Annotated in this window: 21 protein-coding genes and 1 pseudogene; 11 read left to right on the forward strand and 11 right to left on the reverse strand. The window is 71.3% G+C overall.

Annotated features, from left to right (window positions below; genetic code table 11):
- The first annotated feature begins 48 nt into the window (after positions 1–48).
- Entirely contained in the window at positions 49–567 is a 519-nt protein-coding gene (locus ACWDAG_RS11255) for an ABC transporter substrate-binding protein (RefSeq protein ID WP_450695332.1), read from the forward strand.
- Between the two features lie 73 nt (positions 568–640).
- Here the strand turns inward: ACWDAG_RS11255 and ACWDAG_RS11260 are convergent.
- Positions 641–757, reverse strand: a pseudogene (locus tag ACWDAG_RS11260) (CHAD domain-containing protein); the annotation flags it as partial.
- Positions 758–926: 169 nt separating this feature from the next.
- Between ACWDAG_RS11260 and ACWDAG_RS11265 the strand changes: the two are divergent.
- Positions 927–2,189, forward strand: coding sequence for an MFS transporter (locus tag ACWDAG_RS11265; protein WP_450695333.1), 1,263 nt, complete (start codon positions 927–929; stop codon positions 2,187–2,189).
- Positions 2,190–2,242: 53 nt separating this feature from the next.
- Here ACWDAG_RS11265 and ACWDAG_RS11270 read toward each other — a convergent pair whose 3' ends face one another.
- A complete protein-coding gene (locus tag ACWDAG_RS11270) occupies positions 2,243–3,301 on the reverse strand; it encodes an alpha-hydroxy acid oxidase (protein WP_450695334.1) in 1,059 nt (352 codons plus the stop codon).
- A 161-nt stretch (positions 3,302–3,462) separates the two neighbouring features.
- On the opposite strand from ACWDAG_RS11270, the gene ACWDAG_RS11275 reads away from it, so the two are divergent.
- From ACWDAG_RS11275 to ACWDAG_RS11290, 4 genes are all read left to right on the forward strand, one after another.
- Positions 3,463–4,653 carry a L,D-transpeptidase gene (locus ACWDAG_RS11275; protein ID WP_450695335.1) on the forward strand — a complete coding sequence of 397 codons (1,191 nt, stop codon included), beginning with the start codon at positions 3,463–3,465 and terminating at the stop codon, positions 4,651–4,653.
- Between the two features lie 112 nt (positions 4,654–4,765).
- Positions 4,766–5,290, forward strand: coding sequence for a hypothetical protein (locus ACWDAG_RS11280; protein WP_450695336.1), 525 nt, complete (start codon positions 4,766–4,768; stop codon positions 5,288–5,290).
- Between the two features lie 231 nt (positions 5,291–5,521).
- On the forward strand, positions 5,522–6,871 hold the full coding sequence (locus ACWDAG_RS11285) for a jacalin-like lectin (RefSeq protein WP_450695337.1): 1,350 nt from the start codon (positions 5,522–5,524) through the stop codon (positions 6,869–6,871).
- A gap of 403 nt (positions 6,872–7,274) precedes the next feature.
- The gene (locus tag ACWDAG_RS11290; protein WP_450695338.1) at positions 7,275–8,015 is read left to right on the forward strand and encodes a maleylpyruvate isomerase family mycothiol-dependent enzyme; all 741 of its coding nucleotides are present in this window, start codon (positions 7,275–7,277) and stop codon (positions 8,013–8,015) included.
- Here ACWDAG_RS11290 and ACWDAG_RS11295 read toward each other — a convergent pair.
- The gene (locus tag ACWDAG_RS11295; RefSeq protein ID WP_450695339.1) at positions 7,995–8,393 is read right to left on the reverse strand and encodes a MarR family winged helix-turn-helix transcriptional regulator; all 399 of its coding nucleotides are present in this window, start codon (positions 8,391–8,393) and stop codon (positions 7,995–7,997) included. The genes ACWDAG_RS11290 and ACWDAG_RS11295 overlap by 21 nt on opposite strands.
- A gap of 86 nt (positions 8,394–8,479) precedes the next feature.
- Here ACWDAG_RS11295 and ACWDAG_RS11300 point away from each other — a divergent pair, with 86 nt between their 5' ends.
- Together ACWDAG_RS11300 and ACWDAG_RS11305 are read left to right on the forward strand one after the other, a co-directional pair.
- Positions 8,480–9,964: an MFS transporter gene (locus ACWDAG_RS11300; RefSeq protein WP_450695340.1), complete on the forward strand. Its 1,485-nt coding sequence runs from the start codon at positions 8,480–8,482 to the stop codon at positions 9,962–9,964.
- A gap of 71 nt (positions 9,965–10,035) precedes the next feature.
- Positions 10,036–10,320: a DUF6332 family protein gene (locus ACWDAG_RS11305; protein WP_450695341.1), complete on the forward strand. Its 285-nt coding sequence runs from the start codon at positions 10,036–10,038 to the stop codon at positions 10,318–10,320.
- On the opposite strand, the gene ACWDAG_RS11310 is transcribed toward ACWDAG_RS11305, so the two are convergent.
- The 3 genes from ACWDAG_RS11310 to ACWDAG_RS11320 all read right to left on the reverse strand — a co-directional run bounded on the left by ACWDAG_RS11310 (position 10,281) and on the right by ACWDAG_RS11320 (position 12,958).
- The gene (locus ACWDAG_RS11310; protein ID WP_450695342.1) at positions 10,281–10,946 is read right to left on the reverse strand and encodes a response regulator; all 666 of its coding nucleotides are present in this window, start codon (positions 10,944–10,946) and stop codon (positions 10,281–10,283) included. The two genes, ACWDAG_RS11305 and ACWDAG_RS11310, sit on opposite strands and share 40 nt — an antisense overlap.
- Positions 10,943–12,178, reverse strand: coding sequence for a sensor histidine kinase (locus ACWDAG_RS11315; protein ID WP_450695343.1), 1,236 nt, complete (start codon positions 12,176–12,178; stop codon positions 10,943–10,945). The genes ACWDAG_RS11310 and ACWDAG_RS11315 overlap by 4 nt, the downstream gene beginning before the upstream one ends.
- A gap of 93 nt (positions 12,179–12,271) precedes the next feature.
- Positions 12,272–12,958 (reverse strand): TetR/AcrR family transcriptional regulator, encoded by a 687-nt coding sequence (locus ACWDAG_RS11320; RefSeq protein WP_450695344.1) that lies wholly within the window; start codon positions 12,956–12,958, stop codon positions 12,272–12,274.
- Between the two features lie 170 nt (positions 12,959–13,128).
- On the opposite strand from ACWDAG_RS11320, the gene ACWDAG_RS11325 reads away from it, so the two are divergent.
- Entirely contained in the window at positions 13,129–13,578 is a 450-nt protein-coding gene (locus ACWDAG_RS11325) for a nitroreductase family deazaflavin-dependent oxidoreductase (protein WP_450695345.1), read from the forward strand.
- Here the strand turns inward: ACWDAG_RS11325 and ACWDAG_RS11330 are convergent.
- Positions 13,568–14,803 (reverse strand): geranylgeranyl reductase family protein, encoded by a 1,236-nt coding sequence (locus ACWDAG_RS11330; RefSeq protein WP_450695346.1) that lies wholly within the window; start codon positions 14,801–14,803, stop codon positions 13,568–13,570. The genes ACWDAG_RS11325 and ACWDAG_RS11330 overlap by 11 nt on opposite strands.
- Before the next feature lie 132 nt (positions 14,804–14,935).
- Between ACWDAG_RS11330 and ACWDAG_RS11335 the strand changes: the two genes are divergently transcribed.
- On the forward strand, positions 14,936–16,291 hold the full coding sequence (locus ACWDAG_RS11335; protein ID WP_450695347.1) for a M20/M25/M40 family metallo-hydrolase: 1,356 nt from the start codon (positions 14,936–14,938) through the stop codon (positions 16,289–16,291).
- A 141-nt stretch (positions 16,292–16,432) separates the two neighbouring features.
- Here the strand turns inward: ACWDAG_RS11335 and ACWDAG_RS11340 are convergent, their stop codons facing one another.
- Together ACWDAG_RS11340 and ACWDAG_RS11345 are read right to left on the reverse strand one after the other, a co-directional pair.
- Positions 16,433–17,008 carry a HutD/Ves family protein gene (locus tag ACWDAG_RS11340; RefSeq protein ID WP_450695348.1) on the reverse strand — a complete coding sequence of 192 codons (576 nt, stop codon included), beginning with the start codon at positions 17,006–17,008 and terminating at the stop codon, positions 16,433–16,435.
- 182 nt (positions 17,009–17,190) lie between these two features.
- Positions 17,191–17,517, reverse strand: coding sequence for a hypothetical protein (locus ACWDAG_RS11345; RefSeq protein WP_450695349.1), 327 nt, complete (start codon positions 17,515–17,517; stop codon positions 17,191–17,193).
- Between the two features lie 339 nt (positions 17,518–17,856).
- Between ACWDAG_RS11345 and ACWDAG_RS11350 the strand changes: the two genes are divergently transcribed.
- Complete coding sequence (locus ACWDAG_RS11350; protein WP_450695350.1) at positions 17,857–18,909, forward strand: protein kinase family protein; 1,053 nt, start codon at positions 17,857–17,859, stop codon at positions 18,907–18,909.
- 79 nt (positions 18,910–18,988) lie between these two features.
- Here ACWDAG_RS11350 and ACWDAG_RS11355 read toward each other — a convergent pair whose 3' ends face one another.
- A complete protein-coding gene (locus ACWDAG_RS11355; RefSeq protein WP_450695351.1) occupies positions 18,989–19,465 on the reverse strand; it encodes a hypothetical protein in 477 nt (158 codons plus the stop codon).
- A 201-nt stretch (positions 19,466–19,666) separates the two neighbouring features.
- Positions 19,667–20,710 carry an NUDIX hydrolase gene (locus ACWDAG_RS11360; protein ID WP_450695352.1) on the reverse strand — a complete coding sequence of 348 codons (1,044 nt, stop codon included), beginning with the start codon at positions 20,708–20,710 and terminating at the stop codon, positions 19,667–19,669.
- Positions 20,711–20,769: the final 59 nt, after the last annotated feature.

The following is a 20,769-nucleotide window of genomic DNA, read 5'->3' on the forward strand; positions in this document are numbered from 1 at the left end:
AGCTCAAACACGGGTACGGCCCCCAAGACGCCTCTCGCCATCAGCAAGGTGAAGGCCGCGAGGACCCAGGCGGTGGTCCTGATCCTCACCTCCCCCGAGGCGGCCGCCTTCCTCAAGGAGGCCAAGCTCCAGGGGCTCTCGCTGCCCACCTATGCCCATGCGCCCGTGGCCGCCGAATCGGCGGTCGCGCTGGCCAAGGACGCCGCCGAGGGGCTCAAGGCCGTGCAACTGGTGAAGGCGCCCTCCGACAACGACCCCGCGGTGAAGGAGTTCCGGACCGCGATGGCCGAGTACGAGCCCGGTCAGACCGCCGGATTCCTCGGCCTATGGGGCTGGGGCAACGCGAAAGTGTTCGCCGAGATCACGAAGACCATCAAGGGACCCGTCACATCACAGGCCATCAGTGCGGCGTTCCAGAAGGCGCCATCGGTGGACCCCGGGGTGTCGCCGGTGATGAAGTTCGGCGCGAGTGAGCATCTCGGCACCCGCAGCGTGCAGCGGGTGGAGGTGAAGAACGGCGTCTGGACCTCCGTCGGCGACTTCTACACGCCTCCGGCCCGCAACTGAACATGGCGCAGGCCGACCGAACCCCTGCCCAGGTCGCTCGCCGGCCGATGAGCGACCTTGCGCAGCCGGGACTTCGACGCCAACGCAGGGTGCTGCGCAGTCGACGGCAGGCGACGCGCATCTTGTGAACCGAGTCGGGCCGATCACGGCGTACCGCGGGATCGAGGGCCAGCGGGGCGCGCACCTGCTCGTCCATGGCAGCGTCTTGTCCGCCTCCGGTGTGGGAACGGTGTCGGACAGCGGGGCCTGTCTCAGGGACTCGCGTGCGCTTTGCCCGCGTCAGCAACCTTGCCCCACCCTCGCCACCCGCCTAGCCTGAGTTTGTGCCGCCAATAAACAAACCCCGAACGCACAACGTCGTGCCGGGCAGCAACACCACCGACCTCACCCGGCTCCGTATCGCCCTGACCGTCTTCTTCGCCCTCGACGGCTTCGTCTTCGCCGGCTGGGTCGTCCGCATCCCCGCCATCAAGCACCAGACCGGCGCCACCGCCGCCGCCCTCGGCCTGGCACTGTTGGGCGTCTCCGCCGGTGCCGTCGTCACGATGATGCTGACCGGGCGCCTGTGCCGCCGCTACGGCAGCCACCAGGTCACCGTCGTCTGCGCCATCCTGCTCTCCCTCAGCGTGGCGCTGCCCCCGCTCACCCACTCCGCCCTCGCCCTCGGCGCCGTCCTCCTGCTCTTCGGGGCCGCCTACGGCGGCATCAACGTCGCCTTCAACAGCGCCGCCGTCGACCTCGTCGCCGCCCTGCGGCGGCCGATCATGCCGAGCTTCCATGCCGCGTTCAGCCTGGGCGGCATGCTCGGCGCCGGGCTCGGCGGACTGGTCGCCGGGTATCTGTCCCCCACTCGGCATCTTCTCTGTCTGACCTTCATCGGGCTGCTCGTGACTGCCCTGGCGGGACGTGCGCTGCTGCGTCAGCCGCCACCGGAGCCGCCCGAGCCCGCGGGCGGGGCCGGGCAGGACCCTCCGCGCCGCCTCGACGGCCGTCGCCGCGGGCTGGTTGCCGTCTTCGGGCTCATCGCCCTGTGCACCGCATACGGCGAGGGGGCCATGGCCGACTGGGGCGCGCTGCACCTCGAGGAGGACCTCGGAGCCTCCGCGGGAGCCGCGGCACTGGGGTATTCCGGCTTCGCGCTCGCCATGACCGTCGGGCGGCTGACCGGAACGACCCTGCTCGAACGTCTCGGCCGTACCCGCACCGTCGTCGCGGGCGGCACCACGGCCGCGCTCGGCATGCTGGCCGGCTCGCTGGCGCCCTCGCTGTGGGCGGCCCTGATCGGCTTTGCGGTCACGGGACTCGGTCTCGCCAACCTCTTCCCGGTCGCCGTCGAACGCGCCGGGATGCTCGCGGGCCCCAGCGGCGTCGCGATCGCCTCCACTCTCGGCTACGGCGGCATGCTGCTCGGTCCGCCCGCGATCGGTTTCACGGCCGACTGGTTCTCCCTGCCCACCGCTCTCACCAGCGTCGCGGCGCTCGCAGCGGTCGCCGCGCTCATCGGGCTGCTACTGCACTTTGGCGGGGGCAGCGACATCAGCCGCTCCACCGCGGGCCCCCGGGCCCCCGACCGGAAAACAGGACAGTCGACGTCCGGCGCCGACCTCCCCAGGCGAACCTGAGAAACACGCCGCACGGCCACCGGACGAGTCGGAGCCGGGCGCTCACCATGCCCTCAGCTCACAGGCGGAGACTGCCTCCAGAGCAGATCGCGTGCCACCCGGTCCAGGGACGACGTGCCGGTCAGCCGCATCGCCTCGGCGAGTTCACCGGTGAGTTCGTCGAGCAGCCGGGCGACTCCGGCGTCCCCTGCCACCGTCAGCGCCCACAGCACCGGCCGTCCGACGAACACCGCGCGGGCGCCGAGCGCGAGGGCGGCCAGGATGTGGGTGCCCCGGCGCAGCCCGCCGTCGACGTAGACCTCCGTGCCGGTGCCCGCCACCGCGTCCGCGACTTCCGGGAGTGCCCAGGCCGTCGGCACCAGCCCGTCCAGCTGCCGCCCGCCGTGGTTGGAGACCAGCAGCCCGGAGGCACCGGCCGCCACGAACTCGCGCGCGTCGTCGCCCCGTAGCACCCCTTTGACCACGACCGGCAGTCCCGTCTGCTCGCGCAGCCGGCCGATCACGTCCGGGGTGAGGTCGGCCGCGTGCTCGGCCGCTTCCCGGGCGGGGATGCCGGTGATGTTGCCGTACAGGTCCTCCGGTCCGACGAAGTCCGCCACATGGGCTCCGGGCCTGCCGTGCGAGCCGATGACCGGAGTGTCGACCGTGAGCACGACCGCCCGGGCGCCGGCGGCCTTGGCCCGCTGCAGCACCTCCACGGTCAACGACCGGTCCCGCGCCACGTAGACCTGCACCCACCACGGCGCCCCGCTCGCCGGCAGGGCCGAGAAGGGGATCGCCGTGTTGGAGGTGACCGCCAGCAGCGATCGGGCACGGGCGACACCGCGCGCGGTGGCCGCCTCGCCCTCCGGGTCCGCGCGGCGCTGCAAGGTGCTCGGCGCGACGAGGACAGGGGTACCGACCGGTGTACCCAGCACAGTTGTCGAGGTGTCACAGACGGAGACGTCGCGCAGGACATGGGGCCGCAGTCGCAGCCGGTCCCAGCTGGTCGCCGCCTCGGCCGCGCTGAGGCCCTGGCCGGCACCTCTGCGGAAGTAGCCGTAGATCTCGGGCGGCAGAGCGCGGGCGGCCTGCTCCTCCAGGCCGTCCGCCCAGCGGCCGATCTCCGTCACAGCCGACCCCCCCGTCGAATCGCGGCCCCGAAGACGGCGCCTGCAGGTGACCCACACCTTAGGCCGTCACCCGATGGGCCGGTCGGCCGGATGCCTTCCCGGGGTACCAGGAAAGACGACAAAGCAACGCAACTCAGCCCCTGGGGAAAGGGGAGGGTCTCATGCCACTGCACCTGACCGCACCGTCGGGCCGCCGGACCGCGCCTCCGCTCGCGCTCGCCTCGGCCGCCGCCGTCCTTCTCGCCGGGTGCGGCGCCGGCGGCTGGGGCAGCGACGGCGACAAGGGCGCACCTCCCGCGATAGTCGTGCAGCCCGGCGCCGGCAGCGCAAAGGTGCCGGTCGGGCGGAAGGTGACCGTGCACGCACGGGGCGGCTCGCTGACCTCCGTCGAGGTCGACTCCCCCGGCCCGGGCCGGCTCTCCGGCACCTGGTCCGAGGACAAGTCCGTGTGGACCTCGACCACACCGCTCGCCCCGGGCGCCACCTACACGGTGAGGGCGAACGGCAAGGTGACAGGCGGAGGCCCCCTCGACACGACCGCTTCCTTCACGACCGAGCCGCCGAAGAACGCCTTCGTCGGCGAGTACTACCCCAACAGCGGCATGAGGGTCGGCATCGCCATGCCGGTCTCGATCACCTTCAACAAGCCGATCCGCGACAAGGCGGCAGTCGAACGGAAGCTCCGTGTCACCGCCTCCCCCGCGGTCGAGGGCGCCTGGAGCTGGATGAAGGACCGCAGTGGCAAGGACCGCATCGACTACCGCCCCGAGAGGTACTGGCGGCCGGGCACCCGTGTCACCCTGCGCATGGACCTGGCGGGCGTGGACGCCGGCAGCGGGATCTACGGCATCCAGGAGCGCGTCGTGAACTTCCGCATCGGGGACGCCGTGACGAGCACGGTCGACGTCACGACGAAGACGATGACGGTGACGAGGAACGGGCGGACACTGCGGACCCTGAAGGTCTCCAGCGGCAAGAAGGGCTACGAGACCTGGAACGGCACCATGGTCGTCATGGGCAAGGTGCCGACCATCCGCATGAACTCCGCGACCGTCCGCATCTTCGGCCCCGAGGCGTACAACCTGGGCGCGGTCAAGTGGGACGTCCAGCTCACCCAGTCCGGCACCTATGTGCATGCCGCGCCCTGGAACGCGAGCAAGTTCGGCATCGTCAACGGCAGCCACGGCTGCATCGGCATGAGCACGAGCGACGCCAGGTGGTTCTACGGCCACGTCGACCTGGGCGACCCGGTCACCGTCGTCCACTCCGTCGACACCGTGGCGGCCAACAACGGCTACGGCGACTGGAACGTCGCCTGGGCCAACTGGAAAGGGGGCAGCGCCCTGCCGTAGAAGCACGGCAGAATTGCGGCCGCCCGCTGCCACAAGGCTTGTTCGGCGGGATGCTGGTAGCAGCACGAGCGGGACGGGAGGTGGCGGGATGCGGTGGCGGGCCGGAGGGTGGATGATCGCCGGAATGGTCGTCCTGGTGGCGTGCGGCAGCTCGGCGGGCGGCGGTGCCTCGGGAGTGGCGTCGGCGTCCGGAAGCGGCTCGGCGCGGCCGTCCTCCCCGGCACCGACGGGCACGTCCGCGACCCCGTCCGGGGCAGGCCCGAGCGAGTCGGCCACGGCGCCCTCGACTCCGGCCGGGCACTGCGTCGCGGGGCACACGGAGATCAGCGTCGCCCCCGGTGACCCGGTCCGGCAGCGGCTGTGCGTACGACCGGGGACCGTGATCTCCCTCGTCCTGCGGCCCCGGACGGACGACAAGCGGTGGAAGGCCGTGAACACCTCCGCGCCGGCCTTCGTCCTCGCTTCCGGTTGGCGGCTGGACGCCGACGGAACGGCCCACGCCTCGCTGCGGTGCGCGGGCACCCGGGGCGGCGAGGCCCGGATCACCGCGCTGGCGAAGGCCCCGGACGTGGCGGGCGCGGCGCGCGCCGCCTTCACCCTGCAGGTGAGTGTGGTGCCGTACACGACGCAGGGGTGAGCCCCGAAGCAGGGCTGCTGATGTCGGCCGTGCCGGTTCGGCACCGCTGAACACGGAGTTGTGCACCGATGGCACCCCTGTCGGCGTCCACCGCGATCACCCGAACCATCCGTGTACAGGCGACAACTCCTGTGAAAGAGCGTCCAAACACTCGACAGGCCTGTGGTAACCGGCGGTAACTTCTGTCAGGCTCACGCCGAAACCGCTTTCCCTCCACAGGAGACACACCCCATGCGCAGACTCCTCGCCTGCCTGGCGGCGGCCACCGCCGTCCTCGGCGGGCTCACCGCGGCCGCGCCCTCCGCGGCCGCGGCCGACTCGGGCAGTTTCAGCGTCCTCAGCTACAACGTCGCGGGCCTGCCCGCGGCCGTCAACAGCGCGCCGACGCCCCGCGAGTCCAGCACCACCTCGATCGGCCAGCGGATCGCGCCGTACGACATCGTCCATGTCGAGGAGGACTTCAACTACCACTCCTACCTCTACGCCGCCGACACCGCGCACGCCTACCGCACCCCCACCAGCGGCGGCGCGGGCATCGGCAGCGGGCTCAACACGCTGTCGAAAATCCCCTACGACACGGACGACTTCGAGCGCGTCCACTGGAACTCCTGCCAGGTCGACTCCGGTGACTGCCTGACCCCCAAGGGCTTCACCTTCATGCGCGAGCGCCTCGCCGAGGGCGTCTACGTCGACTTCTACAACCTGCACACCAACGCCGGCACCAACGACGGCGACGAGGCCTCGCGCGCCGACAACCTCAAGCAGCTCACCGCCTTCATCAACACCCACTCGGCCGGCAACGCCGTCGTGGTCATGGGGGACACCAACACCCGCTACACCCGCTCGGCCGACACCATCGCCGAGTTCGCGGCGGCCAACGGCCTCACCGACGCCTGGGTGCAGCTGATACGCGGCGGTACCCCGCCGGCGAAGGGCAGTGACGCCCTGGTCTGCGACCAGTCGGGGGCGACCGTGCCGAACACCTGCGAGGTCGTCGACAAGGTCCTGTACCGCAGCAGCAAGCTGGTCTCGCTCAACGCGACGTCGTACAACAACGAGCACGCCAAGTTCCTGACCGACGCCGGGCTGATGCTCTCCGACCACGACCCGATCACGGTCGGCTTCAACTGGTCCCGCAGTGCCGCCTACCAGCTCAGCGACCAGTTCGGCGGCCCGCACGGCGACTACTACAACGACATCGACAGCGTGCCCGCCGGCGCCCGCGCCACCACCATCGCGCTGCGCTCCGGCTCCCGGGTCGACCAGATGAGCCTCACCCTGGCGAACGGCACCACGCTCGCGCACGGCAGCACGGGCGGCACCGTATCCTCCCTCACCCTCGGCAGCAGCGAGTACGTCACCAGCGCCTACCTCTGCCAGGGCGCGAAGGACGACCACACGCGGATCTTCTACGCCAAGTTCACGACCAACCTGGGCCGCACCCTCGCCGGCGGCACCACGACCTCCGACTGCGTGACCCGCACCGCCCCCTCGGGCTGGCAGATCGCGGGCTTCCACGGACGCGCGGGCGACGAGGTCGACAAGGTCGGCTTCATCTACACCCAGCGACAAGGCAGTTGACGAACACTCAGGGGCGGCCTCACGTCGGCCGCCCCTGAGCGGAGGCGTCTCGGGGCCGACCTCGGGTCCGGTTCGGGCCTGCTCGGTCGGGCGCACGAGGAGCTCGGCGACGGCAACTTGGCGGGGGCGCCCGTGAGGCGGACGCGGTGCGCGGGCACGGTCGTCCACGGCCAGGCCGATCTCGACCGGGTGCCTGCCGAGCGTTCACCCCGCCTCTGGCGGCGCCCTGCCCAAGAGCCTGCGTGTGGAGACCGCCGAGCTGATCGAGCGCCCCCCGTGACAGCGACGGCAGCCCTGTGCGCGGCCGAGTGCGCGGCCGCCACCGAAATCTCCTACGGCACCGCCGGCGGCCGTAGCCGCGCGCTCTTCCCTTCGACCGCGCTCCATCCGGCACACTCGCCCCATGGAGACAGCCGAGTTCGTGGAGACCCTGGACCGGGAGGGCCGGTCGCTGGCCGTGGCGGCCGAGGAGGCCGGCACCGCCGCCAAGGTTCCGACCTGCCCGGACTGGCAGGTGAGGGACCTGCTGCGGCACACCGGGATGGTGCACCGGTGGGCGGCCGCCTTCGTCGCCGAGAGGCACACGTCCTACCACCCCGACGGCGGGCTTCCCGACCTCGACGGCGACGAACTGCTGTCCTGGTTCCGCGAGGGGCACCGGCATCTCGTCGACACCCTCGCCTCCGCCGCGCCCGACGTGCAGTGCTGGCACTTCCTGCCCGCGCCGTCACCGCTCGCGTTCTGGGCCCGGCGCCAGGCGCACGAGACCACCGTGCACCGGTTCGACGCGGAATCGGCGAGGGGCGGAGCGCAGAGCGGGATCGACCCCGGTTTCGCGGCGGACGGCATCGACGAGCTGCTCCGCGGCTTCCACGCCCGCCCAAGGAGCAAGGTCCGCAGCGACGAGCCCCGGGTGCTGCGGGTACGGGCGACGGACACGGACGGGGCGATGTGGACCGTACGGCTGTCCCAGGAACCGCCGGTGGCCGTGCGCGAGGCAGCGGGAGACGCGGACTGCGAAGTGGCCGGGCCCGCCACGCTGTTGTACCTGGCGCTGTGGAACCGGCTGCCGTTCCCGGACGTGACCGGGGACGCGGCGGTCGCCGCACTGTGGCGGGAGAGATCAGCCGTCACCTGGAGCTGAGGTCGCCGCCAGCATCCGTGTCAGCACCGCACGCTGCACCGGCAGCACCTCGCCGTGCAGCGTGCGCCCCTTCGCCGTGAGGGCCACGCTGACACCCCGCCGGTCCTCCATGCACATGGCGCGGTCGACGAGACCGTCCTTCTCCAGCCGGGCGATCAGCCGGGACAGCGCGCTCTGGCTGAGATGGACCCGCTCGGCGATCTCCTGCACGCGGTACTTGCACGAGTCGCCGGACAGCACGTCCAGCACCTCGAAGTCGCTGGCGCACAGGCCGTGTTGATGCAGTGCGCGGTCGAGTTCGCATTGGATGCGGGCATGCAGCGCGAGGATGTCGCGCCACTGGTCCACGAGCGCCTGTTCGGCCTTCTTCGCCACCATGCGCGCACCGTAGCAGAGAAGCAGAATTATTGCATCGGAATTAAATGCATTTGCATTCGATGCATACGCATGTAGTGTCTGTGTCCATGACCTCTCCGCTCTCCACCGCTGCAGTTCCGTCCTCGGCGGCTCGCTGGACCCCCCGGCTGTGGGGCACCCTGCTGGTGCTCTGCGCCGCGATGTTCCTGGACGCGCTCGATGTGTCGATGGTCGGCGTCGCGCTGCCGTCCATCGGCTCCGACCTCGATCTGTCCACCTCGGCACTGCAATGGATCGTCAGCGGCTACATCCTGGGCTACGGCGGTCTGCTCCTGCTCGGCGGACGCACCGCCGACCTGCTCGGCAGGCGCCAGGTCTTCCTGATCGCCCTGGGCGTGTTCGCGCTCGCCTCACTGCTCGGCGGACTCGTCGACTCGGGTCCGCTGCTGATCGCCAGCCGCTTCATCAAGGGCCTGAGCGCGGCCTTCACCGCACCTGCCGGCCTGTCCATCATCACCACGACCTTCGCCGAGGGCCCGCTGCGCAACCGTGCCCTGTCCATCTACACCACCTGCGCGGCCACCGGCTTCTCGATGGGTCTGGTGCTCTCCGGCCTGCTCACCGAGGCCAGCTGGCGCCTGACCATGCTGCTGCCCGCGCCCATCGCCGTGATCGCCCTGGTGGCGGGCCTGAAGCTGCTGCCGCGCAGCGAACGCGAGAAGGACCACAACGGCTACGACATCCCCGGCGCCGTCATCGGCACCGCGTCGATGCTGCTGCTCGTCTTCACCGTCGTACAGGCACCGCAGGTCGGCTGGGCCTCGGCCCGCACGCTGCTGTCCTTCCTGGCGGTCGCCGCGCTGCTGACCGTGTTCGTGCTCGTCGAGCGGCGCTCGGCCGGTCCTCTCATCCGGCTCGGTGTGCTGCGCTCCGGCAGCCAGATCCGCGCCCAGCTCGGCGCGATGGCCTTCTTCGGGTCCTACGTCGGCTTCCAGTTCCTGGTCACCCTGTACATGCAGTCGCTGCTCGGCTGGTCGGCGCTGCACACGGCGCTCGCCTTCCTGCCGGCCGGCGCGCTGGTGGCGGTGTCCTCGACGAAGGTCGGCTCGATCGTCGACCGGTTCGGCACCCAGCGGCTCATCGCGACGGGCTTCGCCCTGATGGTCGTCGGATACGCGCTGTTCCTGCGCGTGAACCTGGACCCCGTGTACGCCGCCGTCATCCTGCCGTCGATGCTGCTGATCGGCGCGGCCTGCGCGCTGGTCTTCCCCTCGCTCAACATCCAGGCCACCAACGGTGTGGAGGACCACGAGCAGGGCATGGTCTCCGGGCTGCTCAACACCTCGGTACAGGTGGGCGGCGCGATCTTCCTGGCCGTCGTGACCGCGGTGGTGACCGCAGGAGCCCCCGAACACGCCACCCCGCAGGCGGTGCTGGACAGCTACCGTCCCGGGCTGGTGGTGGTGACGGGCATCGCCGTCGCCGGTCTGCTGATCACCCTCACGGGCCTGCGGACGCGCCGTCCGCAGCAGTCCGTGGTGGTCGCCAAGTCCACCTCTCCGGAGGCGGATCGCGTACCCGTACGCGACTAGGGGACGCCTCCCCGTGTGCGCCCGGCGGGGCCCGCTTGTCCCGCCGGGCGCACCGCTGTGAGACTGGGTGCATGGACGGATACGGGGGGCGGCGCCACAAGGCCGAGCAGGACGCGATGACCGTCGAGATCGGCTACGCGCTGGTCAGTGCGGTGTTCGCGGCGGCAGTGGTCTTCGGGGCCGTCGCCGGACCGGCGTTGCTCTTCGACCTGCCGGACCTGCTGTCCAGGTTGCTGCTGCTCGTGGGCCTGACGCTCGCACCCATCGTGTTCGTCGCCCGGGTCGTGAGCGTCCTGGTGCGCTTCGGGCGGGGCGATCAGCCCAGCCAGCCCGGCCGCACCAACCCCGACTCGTAGGCGAGAACGACCAGTTGGGCTCGGTCCCGGGCGCCCAGCTTGACCATGGTGCGGCTGACGTGGGTCTTCGCGGTGAGGGGGCTGACGACCAGGCGGCGGGCGATCTCCTCGTTGGACAGGCCGATGCCGACCAGGGCCATCACCTCCCGTTCCCGCTCGGTGAGTTCGGTGAGGGCGTCGGCGGCCGCGGGTTCCTTGGAACGGGCCGCGAACTCGGCGATCAGTCGACGGGTCACGCCGGGTGAGAGCAGCGCGTCGCCCCCGACCACCGCCCTTACGGCGCGCAGGAGTTCGTCCGGTTCGGTGTCCTTGACCAGGAAGCCGGAGGCGCCGGAGCGGATCGCCTCGAAGACGTACTCGTCGAGCTCGAAGGTGGTGAGCATCACCACCCTGACGCCCGCCAGGGCCTCCTCGCCGGTGATCCGGCGGGTTGCCGCCAGGCCGTCCAGCAGCGGCATGCGGATGTCCATCAGAACGACGTCCGGGCGCAGTTCGCGCACCTTGCGCAGCGCCTCCTCGCCGTCGGCGGCCTCCCCGGCCACCTCGATGTCCGGCTGCGCGTCGAGCAGCGCCTTGAAGCCGGCCCGCACCAGTGACTGGTCGTCGGCGAGCAGTACGCGGATCACCGGTCGTCCTCCTTGGCCTTGACCTTGAGCGGCAGTGCGGCAAGCACCCGGAAGCCGCCGTCCGTGCGCGGGCCCGCCTCGATCGTGCCACCCAGCGCTGCGGCACGCTCCCGCATTCCGGCCAGACCGTTGCCGCTGCCCCCGGCGTCGGCGCCGGTCGCGGGCCCGTCGTCGTCGATGCGCAGCCGTAGCGCCTGCTCGTCGTGGTCGACGTGCACGCGCGCGTGGCGTGAGCCCGAGTGCCGTACGACGTTGGTGAGGGCCTCCTGGACGATGCGGAAGGCGGCGAGGTCGGTGCCGGGCGGGAGGAGGGGAGGTTCGCCTTCGACGTCGACCGTGAGGCCTGCGCTCGCCGCCTGTTCCACGAGCTCGGGCAGCCGGTCGAGGCCGGGTGCCGGAGCGCGCGGGGCGTCTCCCGGAGTGCGCAGCGTGTCGAGGACCTGGCGTACCTCGCCGAGCGCCTCCTTGCTCGCGGCCTTGATGGTGGTGAGCGCGGTGCGTGCCTGTTCGGGGTCGGTGTCGAGGAGGGCGAGGCCGACGCCCGCCTGCACATTGATCACCGAGATGCTGTGGGCGAGGACGTCGTGCAGTTCCCGGGCGATCCGCAGCCGCTCCTCGTCGGCCCGCCGCCGCGCCGCCTGCGCCCGCTCGGCCCGCTCTCTGGTCCACTGCTCGCGCCGGATCCGTGCCAGTTCCGCCACCGCCACGATCGCCGCCACCCACGCGACGATCACGGCCTCCTGCGCCCAGGGGGCCGCCGAGTCGTGCGACGGCGGCAGCCAGCGGTACAGCCAGTGGGCCACCAGCATGTGCCCGGCCCACAGCATCGCCACCGCGCCCCAGGCGGCCCGCCGATGCCCCGAGACGATCGCGCTGAAGCAGGCCACCACCACGGTGAAGAAGACCGGCCCGTAGGCGTATCCGGCGCCCAGGTACACCATGGCGGCGGCCGCCGTGCCGTACACGACGAGCACCGGACGGCGCCGCCGCCACAGCAGCAGTCCCGAGCCCACCAGCAGCAGCACACTCGCGAAGCCGTCGAGGGCGGCCCTCTTGCCCTCCTGCTGGTGCGCCGCGTAGTGGGAGCCGGCGAGCACGAAGACGGTGAGCAGCGCGGTGGACAGCCACGGCCACCGGGCCTGCTGGTGCTCCTCGCCCCAGCGGTTCATCCACGGCGGCCCGTGCCGCCACCACTGGGGCGGCCCGCCCCCGTGCACACGCTGCTCGTCCATGACGGCCACGCTAGACGCGACCGGGCGCGCGGGGCGTCCGCCTGGCGTCGCGATCAGCGGTACTCCCCGGGAAGTACGACTCCGCGTCTGCGCTCACCTCAGCCCGACGCCGAGTGCGAGCTGCCCCGCGGCATGCCGGAAGAACGCCGCCCGGTCCTCCACGACCCGGTGGAACTGACCGAACAGCTCGAACCCGATCAGCCCGAAGAGCTGGGCCCAGGCAGCCACGAGGGCGGGGGCGACGGCGGGTGGCAGGTCGGAGGCGAAGTCGGCTGCCATGCGCTCGGCCTCGGGCAGCAGTTCGGCGGGGAGATCGGGCAGGGCCAGGCCGGGGCCCAGCCGGGCGTCGCGGATGATGCCGATCAGGACGAGGGCGACGCGGGCGGCGGGCGGGACGGTCGTGTCGGGCGCCTTGTAGCCCGGGACCGGCGAACCGTAGATCAGCGCGTACTCGTGCGGGTGCGCGAGGGCCCACTCGCGTACGGCCTCGCACACGGTGGTCCAGCGCTGCACGTGTCCGGCGTCTGCCGCGGCGTTGTGCGCCACCTCGGCCGCCTCGCCCACGGAGTCGTACGCGTCGATGATGAGGGCGGTCAGCAGGTCGTCACGGCTCGGGAAGTAGCGGTAGAGCGCAGAGGAGGCCATGCCGAGCTCGCGTGCCACGCTCCGCAGCGAGAGCTTGGCGGCGCCCTCGGCCGCGAGCTGTCTGCGTGCCTCCTCCTTGATGGCCGCGGTGACCTCGATCCTGGCTCGGGCGCGGGCTCCGTGTGCGGTGCTCATGAGGAGCAGTCTCCCATGAAACGAGAGCAGTGCACACAACCGAGAGCGGCGAACAAAAAAGAGAGCACCGCTCTTGCTTTCGGACACTGACCCCATGCAGACTGTTCATCAAGCGAGAGCAGCGCTCACAAAAGTGAGCGGCGATCTCACAGTCACCGTTGGGGGTCCTCATGTCCACACACGTCAAGAAGCCCGGCTGGTTCACCGTCAATGTCTTCAACCGCGCCGTGGCGTGGATGACCCGTCGCGGCATCAGCGTCTGGGGCTCACGGGTCCTGGCGGTCCGTGGACGCAAGAGCGGCGAATGGCGCACCACCCCCGTGAACCTGCTGACGGTGGAGGGGCAGCAGTATCTGCTCGCCCCGCGCGGTCACGTCCAGTGGACGCACAACATGCGGGCGGCGGGCGGCGGCGAGCTGCGCCTCGGCAAGAACGTGGACGTGTTCACCGCGACCGAGGTCGCCGACGACGACAAGGTCCCGCTGCTGCGCGCCTACCTGAAGCGCTGGAAGGCCGAGGTCGGGGTCTTCTTCAACGGCGTGGGCCCCGACTCCCCCGATGCCGATCTGCGCCGCATCGCCCCGGACCACCCGGTCTTTCTGATCACGGTCAGGAGCTGACCTCGCCGCCGGCCACCGGGCGCCGGTCGAGCGCGGTGAGCGCCCGCTGGGCCATCGGATGGGTGCGCACGATCTCGGCGAGAGACGTCGAGCCGCGCGTGATGTCCCGGAACGCGTTCCACGCGGGCCTGAACCCGGTCAGCGCCGCGTGGAACAGGCCGGGCCGGCGCTCGAACGCCGTCATCAGACGCTTGCCCACGCTCATCTCGACACCGAGGCCCGCCTTGATCGCGAAGGCGTAGTTCAGGGCCTGGCGCCGGGTGTCCACCGCGTCGTGCGCCTCGGCGATCCGCACCGCCCACTCCCCCGCGAGCCGCCCCGAGCGCAGCGCGAACGAGATGCCCTCGCGGGTCCACGGCTCCAGCAGCCCCGCCGCGTCCCCGCACACCAGCACCCGCCCCCGCGACAGCGGCGAGTCGTCGGCCCGGCACCGGGTCAGGTGGCCGGAGGAGATGCTCGGCTCGAACCCGGCGAGGCCGAGCCGCCCGACGAACTCCTCCAAGTACCGCTTGGTGGCCGCGCCTTCACCGCGCGCCGAGATCACCCCGACCGTGAGCGTGTCCCCCTTGGGGAACACCCATCCGTAACTGCCGGGGATCGGGCCCCAGTCGATGAGCACCCGCCCCTTCCAGTCCTCCGCGACGGTCTCGGGCACCGGGATCTCCGCCTCCAGGCCGAGATCCACCTGGTCGAGCTTCACCCCGACGTGCGCCCCTATCCGGCTGGCGCTGCCGTCCGCGCCCACTACGGCCCGCGCGAGGAGCGTCTCGCCGCCCTGCAGGAACACGGCGACCGTACGCCGGTCCGGCACCGCCGAGCCGTGCTGTTCGACGCGCTGCACGGCGACGCCGGTGCGCAGCTCGGCGCCGGCCTTCTGCGCGTGCTCGACGAGCTGCTGGTCGAACTCGGGCCGGTTGATCAGCCCGAACAGCATCTGCTTGGAGCGCCGGGTGCGGGTGAAGCGCCCGTTGTTCGAGAAGGTCACCGCGTGCACGCGGTCCTGCAGCGGCAGTTCGAAGCCGGGCGGCAGGGCGTCGCGCGAGGGGCCGATGATCCCGCCGCCGCACGTCTTGTAGCGCGGCAGCTCGGCCTTCTCCAGCAGCAGGACGCTGCGTCCCGCGACCGCCGCCGCGTAGGCGGCCGAGGCCCCCGCGGGTCCCGCGCCCACCACGACGACGTCCCACACCCGCCGCACGTCGTCCGCCGAAGAGTTCTCGCTGCTCACGATGGTCTACTGCTCCCGATCAAGCCGCTGCCGCACCTGTCCCCCGCATCCTACGGCGGACATCACCGCAGGCCGCTGTGGGAGGATCCCGATATCCACACGTACAACGTCGCACCCACAAGGAGCGTGCCCATGTCGTCGAATCCGGTCGCCGAGACCGTCGCCTCGCTGATGCCGAGGGCGCAGGCGGAGCTCGCCGAACTGGTGGCGTTCAAGTCGGTGGCGGACTTCGACCAGTTCCCCAGGAGCGAGAGCGAGGGCGCCGCGAACTGGATCGCCGACGCGCTGACCGCCGAGGGGTTCCAGGATGTCGCCCTCCTCGACACTCCCGACGGCACGCAGTCCGTGTACGGCTACCTGCCCGGCCCCGAGGGCGCCAGGACCGTCCTGCTCTACGCCCACTACGACGTCCAGCCCCCGTTGGACGAGGCCGCCTGGACGACCCCGCCCTTCGAGCTGACCGAGCGCGGGGGCCGCTGGTACGGGCGTGGCGCCGCCGACTGCAAGGGCGGCGTGATCATGCACCTGCTCGCGCTGCGCGCCCTGAAGGCCAACGGCGGCGTGCCCGTGCACATCAAGGTCATCGCCGAGGGCTCGGAGGAGATGGGCACCGGCGGTCTGGAGCGGTACGCCGAGGCGCACCCCGACCTGCTGGCCGCCGACACCATCGTCATCGGCGACGCGGGCAACTTCCGCGTGGGCCTGCCGACGGTCACCTCCACACTGCGCGGCATGACCCTGGTCCGCATACAGATCGACACCCTCCGGGGCAACCTCCACTCCGGCCAGTTCGGCGGCGCGGCCCCCGACGCCCTGGCCGCGCTGATCCGCGTACTGGACTCGCTGCGCGCCAAGGACGGTTCGACCACGGTCGACGGGCTCACCCCCGAATCCCGCTGGGACGGCCTGCAGTACGACGAGGAGCAGTTCCGTGAGGACGCCAAGGTGCTGGACGGCGTACAGCTGATCGGCTCCGGCTCGGTCGCCGACCGCATCTGGGCGCGCCCGGCCGTCACGGTCCTCGGCATCGACTGCCCGCCCGTCGTCGGTGCCACGCCGTCGGTGCAGGCGGGCGCCCGCGCCCTGGTCAGCCTGCGGGTGCCGCCGGGTGTCGACGCTGCCGAGGCCACCAAGCTGCTGCAGGCCCACCTGGAGGCGCACACCCCGTGGGGCGCCCGGGTGCGCACCGAACAGGTCGGCCAGGGCCAGCCGTTCAGCGCCGACACCACCAGCCCGGCGTATGCGGCGATGGCCGAGGCGATGTCGGTCGCCTACCCCGGCCAGGAGATGCAGTACGCCGGCCAGGGCGGCTCGATCCCCCTGTGCAACACGCTCGCCGCCCTCTACCCGCAGGCGGAGATCCTCCTGATCGGCCTGAGCGAGCCGGAGGCCCAGATCCACGCGGTGAACGAGAGCGTCTCGCCCGAGGAACTGGAACGGCTGTCGGTGGCGGAGGCCCTGTTCCTCCAGAACTACGCCGCGAACTGACGGCTCCGCAACGCGGAAAGGGCTCCCGCCCACGACGGGGCCCTTCCGCGTCCGCCGCATGGGCGCGGCCACACATCACGCCCCGGCCCCACCGTGGCCGCCGCGGCTGCGGCCCGCCCGCCGGGTCGCGCCCGACCTGGACTACCCCTCTGCGGCTGTGCCGGTGAGCGTGACGAGTGCTGTTGTGCCGGTCACCTTGAGGGCCTCTTCGGAAGCGTCGGTGATCAGGGCCCCGTCGAAGCGGTCGAGGACCAGGCCGGACGCCTCGAAAACCGCGGAGCCGTCCAGTACGACCACGAGCAGCGTCGTCTCGGCGCGGGCGGAGAGCGCCACCCGGCCCCGTACGATCTCGACCTGCGCGACGGCCCGTCCGCGCCGGACCATCACATTGAAATCGACGAGCGGACCGCCCAGCAGCCGGCAGTCGGTGGCGGCGTCCCCGGGGAAGGGGAAGGGGACGTACTGCTCGGCCACGGTGTGCGAGGTGCCGTCGACGGTCAGCACCATGCCGGGGCCGTCGACCAGGGTGATGATCCGGTCGACACCTTCGAAGCGGGAGAACGGTCCCGGCTCGGCCACATCGGCGAGACTCACCCGCCACACAAAGTCCGACATCCCTGCCAGGCTGGGAAAAGAGGCGACCTCGCGGGTGAGTCCTCCCCCGTTCTTCCACGGCACGGCCGGGCGCTCGTCCGCTCTCAGCACGCGCACCGTCATCTCACACTCCTACTCGTCCAAGAGCCGCTTCGGCGCCCACGTCCGCGACGATCACCTGGCCCGGCACCAGGATAGGCAGGCCCGCGGAGCGCCAGGTGAGCACCGGCGCCGGGCATCGGGCGCGTGGGGCCCCGGCCTCGGCCAGGACCCCGCCTTCAGGGCGACGCCAGTCGCCTACCGGGTCATTCGCGTTCTCGCGGCTTCTCCGTACCAGCCTCAAGTGCGCCCTGCCTGGCAGACAGTGCCCTCGCCAGCATCTTCGCCCGGTAGGGGTTCGCCGTGCTGAGGGCCTCGGCCACGTCCACGGCCTCGTTCAGCAGGGCCAGCCGTCGCTCGGGCAGCTCCCGCACCAGAGGTGAGCCGCTCTCCTCCACCAGGACGTACACCAGCTTCGACCCGTACACCTCCGGCTCGACCTGCGTCAGCAGTCGGTAGATCCACAGTCCCTCGGCGCCCCGCACCACCCGCCGGTTGGCACTGAGCAGCCGGACTTTTGCCAGCACAACCATGTCCCGGTCCATCGATCCCCTTCGTCCCGTCCCTCCCCGACCGGTGCGTGTCACACGGCGAGACAGCACGGCGAACGCACCGGCAGCCGATGACGGATGCCGGCACGTGGGCCGGAGAGTGGATGACGACGAGTCTGCGGGTACGGCACCACCGGCCACAAGGTCGAACGGGCGTGCACTACGTCCTACCAAAAGCGTCTCCGACCAGGCATGATGGACCTGACACTCGCTCAAGCCCCGTCCGCCGGGCGGCGGTCACGACCCACTGATCGCACATGCGAGGGCGACACTTCGCCGATCTGCAGACAGCCACCCGCCGTCACCGTGACCATTGAGGTCATGTCTTCCGCCGCGCGCCGCGCCGCCCACACCGACATCGCCATCTCCCTGGGCCTGCTCAGCGACACCGAGCTGGCGGACCTCCTTGCGAAGGGAACGCCTGCCGGAGTCGGGATCGGGGGGCGCTCGGTGCTGATCGACGTGGACGGGCGCCGGGTCTTCGTGAAACGGGTGCCGCTCACGGACATCGAGCGGCTGCCCGAGAACACGGGCTCCACGGCGAACGTCTTCGAGCTGCCGTCGTTCTGCCACTACGGCATCGGGGGCCCGGGTTTCGGGGCCTGGCGCGAGCTGGCCGCGCACACGATGACCACGAACTGGGTGCTGGCCGACCGCTTCCCGGGCTTCCCGCTGATGCATCACTGGCGGATCCTGCCGGATGCCGTGCAGCCGCTCCCCGACGAACTGGCCGACGTGGAGGAGGTGGTGGCGTACTGGGGCGGCGGCTCGCAGGTGCGTGAGCGCGTCGAGGCCCTGCGTACGGCCTCGGCGAGCCTCACCCTTTTCCTGGAGTACTTTCCGCACACCCTGCACGACTGGTTCGACATCCAGCTCCGTACCGGCGACCCGGACCGGACCTGCGCGCGGGTGGCGGAGTGGCTGGGCGCGCTGACCGCCTTCCTCCGCGACCGTCAACTTCTGCACTGCGACGCCCACTTCCAGAACGTGCTCACCGACGGCGAGGACTTCTGCCTCGCCGACTACGGCCTCGCGCTCAGCCCGCGGTTCCGGCTCACCCGGCAGGAGCTGGCCTTCTTCGACCGGCATCGCGACTACGACCTCGTCTACACGCGCGCGCACTTGGTGAACTGGCTCGTCACCGCCCTGTACGGCTACGACCGCCAGGAGCGCGAGGCCTTCGTACGGGCCTGCGCGATCGGCGCGCACGCGGGCGGCATCCCCGGCACCGCCGCGGCGATCATCTCGCGGGACGCTCCCCTGACCGCCGTACTGAACCGCTTCCTCGGCCGACTGCGGCAGGAAAGCAGGCAGACCGCCTATCCGTACGAGGAACTGCGGTTGGCCTACAACAGCTCGACGCTCTCGGCGTAGTGGCAGGCGACCGGGTTCCCCCCGCCGCGGTCGATCAGCGCGGGCACCTCCTCGATGCAGATCGCGCGCTCGCTCTCCGTCAGCCGGCTCGCGAACTTGGATGGCCGAGACGAGGGCCTGGGTGTAGGGGTGGGGGGTCGGTGAACAGGTGGGGGGCGGGGGCGATATCGACCAGTCTGCGCAGATACATGACCGCCACCCGGCCGGCCACCTGCCGCATCGCCGACAGGTCGTGGGCGGCGAAGAGGAAGGACAGGCCCCGCTCGCTCTGCAGGTCCATCAGCAGGGCCAACGCCCGTGCGATGCCGATGCGTTGGCGTCGGCCGCCGGAGAACTCGTGGGCGTGGCGGTTGCCGTGCTCGGGATTCAGGCCGACCAGGCGCAGCAGCTCGCGCACCTCGTCCTTGCCGCCGGCGTCGTAGCGGCCGTGGATCCGCAGGTGGCCACGGAGTTGCAGGTGTTGGCCCTGCCCTGGGTGTCGTACGACGAAAGCCCGGCCGAGCCGCCCTTGGTGGAGCCCCCGGCCGCCGCCGCTGCAGGCGGCCAGAGCCGACACGAGCCCGGCGGCAAGAGCAAGTCCCCTTGTGAAGGCCGATGATTGCGCGGTCGTGTCCCTCCTCCGACCGAAGGGGGCTCCGCGGCCTTGTCGAGGCGGCCGAGCGGCCGCGAGGAAGCTGAGCTGCACACTGACAGTAGAACTCGCGTGCCACTCAGGAGCCACAGAAGTCACTTCGGCACCAGGGGAGTTCGGCAAAGGTCAGCCGACCGGGACGCCCGCTTCCAGATACAGCGCCGCCCCGCGCTCGCGCGCCCGCAAGGCCCAGCGCAACCGTTCGTAGCGCACCGGCGGGAGCAGGTCCGCGGCCTCCTCCTCGGTGGCGAACCGCCAGCCACGCAGCTCGGGCCCGGGCAGCAGGAGCCGTGCGGCCTCGGTGGAGTCGAGCCGGCCGCCGTCGAAGAGGAGGCGCAGTCCGCCGTAGCCGGGCGGTGCGGGGGCCTCCCAGTCGACGACCAGAAGGCGGGGGACCTCGTCGAGGTGGATGCCGGTCTCCTCGACGACCTCGCGCATGCCGGCTCGGGCGGGCGCCTCGCCGGGTTCGACGACACCGCCGGGGAACTCCCAGCCGGCCTTGTAGGTGGGGTCCACGAGGAGGACGCGGTCCTGCTCGTCGAAGAGGAGGACGCCGGCGGCGACCGTCTCGGCGGTGGGTTCGGGGGTCTGCACTATGTCGCACACCACCACTTCTCCCGTACTGACGGCCTCAGCGATGCGGAGCGCAGTCTCATACGGAGTGAGGGCCCCGGTGTCGACGGGATAGGCATCGACGGTGAGCCAGGAGGCGAGAGCGGCGCGGTAGGGCTCGATGTGGTCGTACGACCACTGTCGTACCCGTATCTCGCCGTCCGGCAGGTCGGGTGGCACCTCCCGTCCGGCTATTCGCTCCCGCAGGATCGTTTCCGCCGGAGCGAGGAGGACATGCCGGACGGAGATACGGCGCGCTGCGAGGCCGCCGAAGATCTCGTCGCGGTACTCCTGGCGCAGCAGGGTCATCGGAACCACCAGGGTTCCGCCCAGTTCGGCGAGCATCGCGGCCGCCGTGTCGATCACGAGACGTCGCCAGATCGGCAGGTCCTGGTAGTCGCCGACCTCGGCGAGGTGTTTGGGCGGCAGCAGATGCGTGAGCGCTGCGCCGATCACCTCGGGGTCGAAGAGCGTGCTGTTCGGGATCAGCTCGATCAGTTCCCGTGCGGTGGTGGTCTTCCCCGCACCGAACGCGCCGTTGATCCAGACGACGGTCACAGGTCCCCCTCTTCTGTTGGCCCCCTGTGGCTTGCCCGCTCCACCCTGCCACGGAAACC

The organism is Streptomyces sp. NPDC001157 (assembly GCF_053598255.1).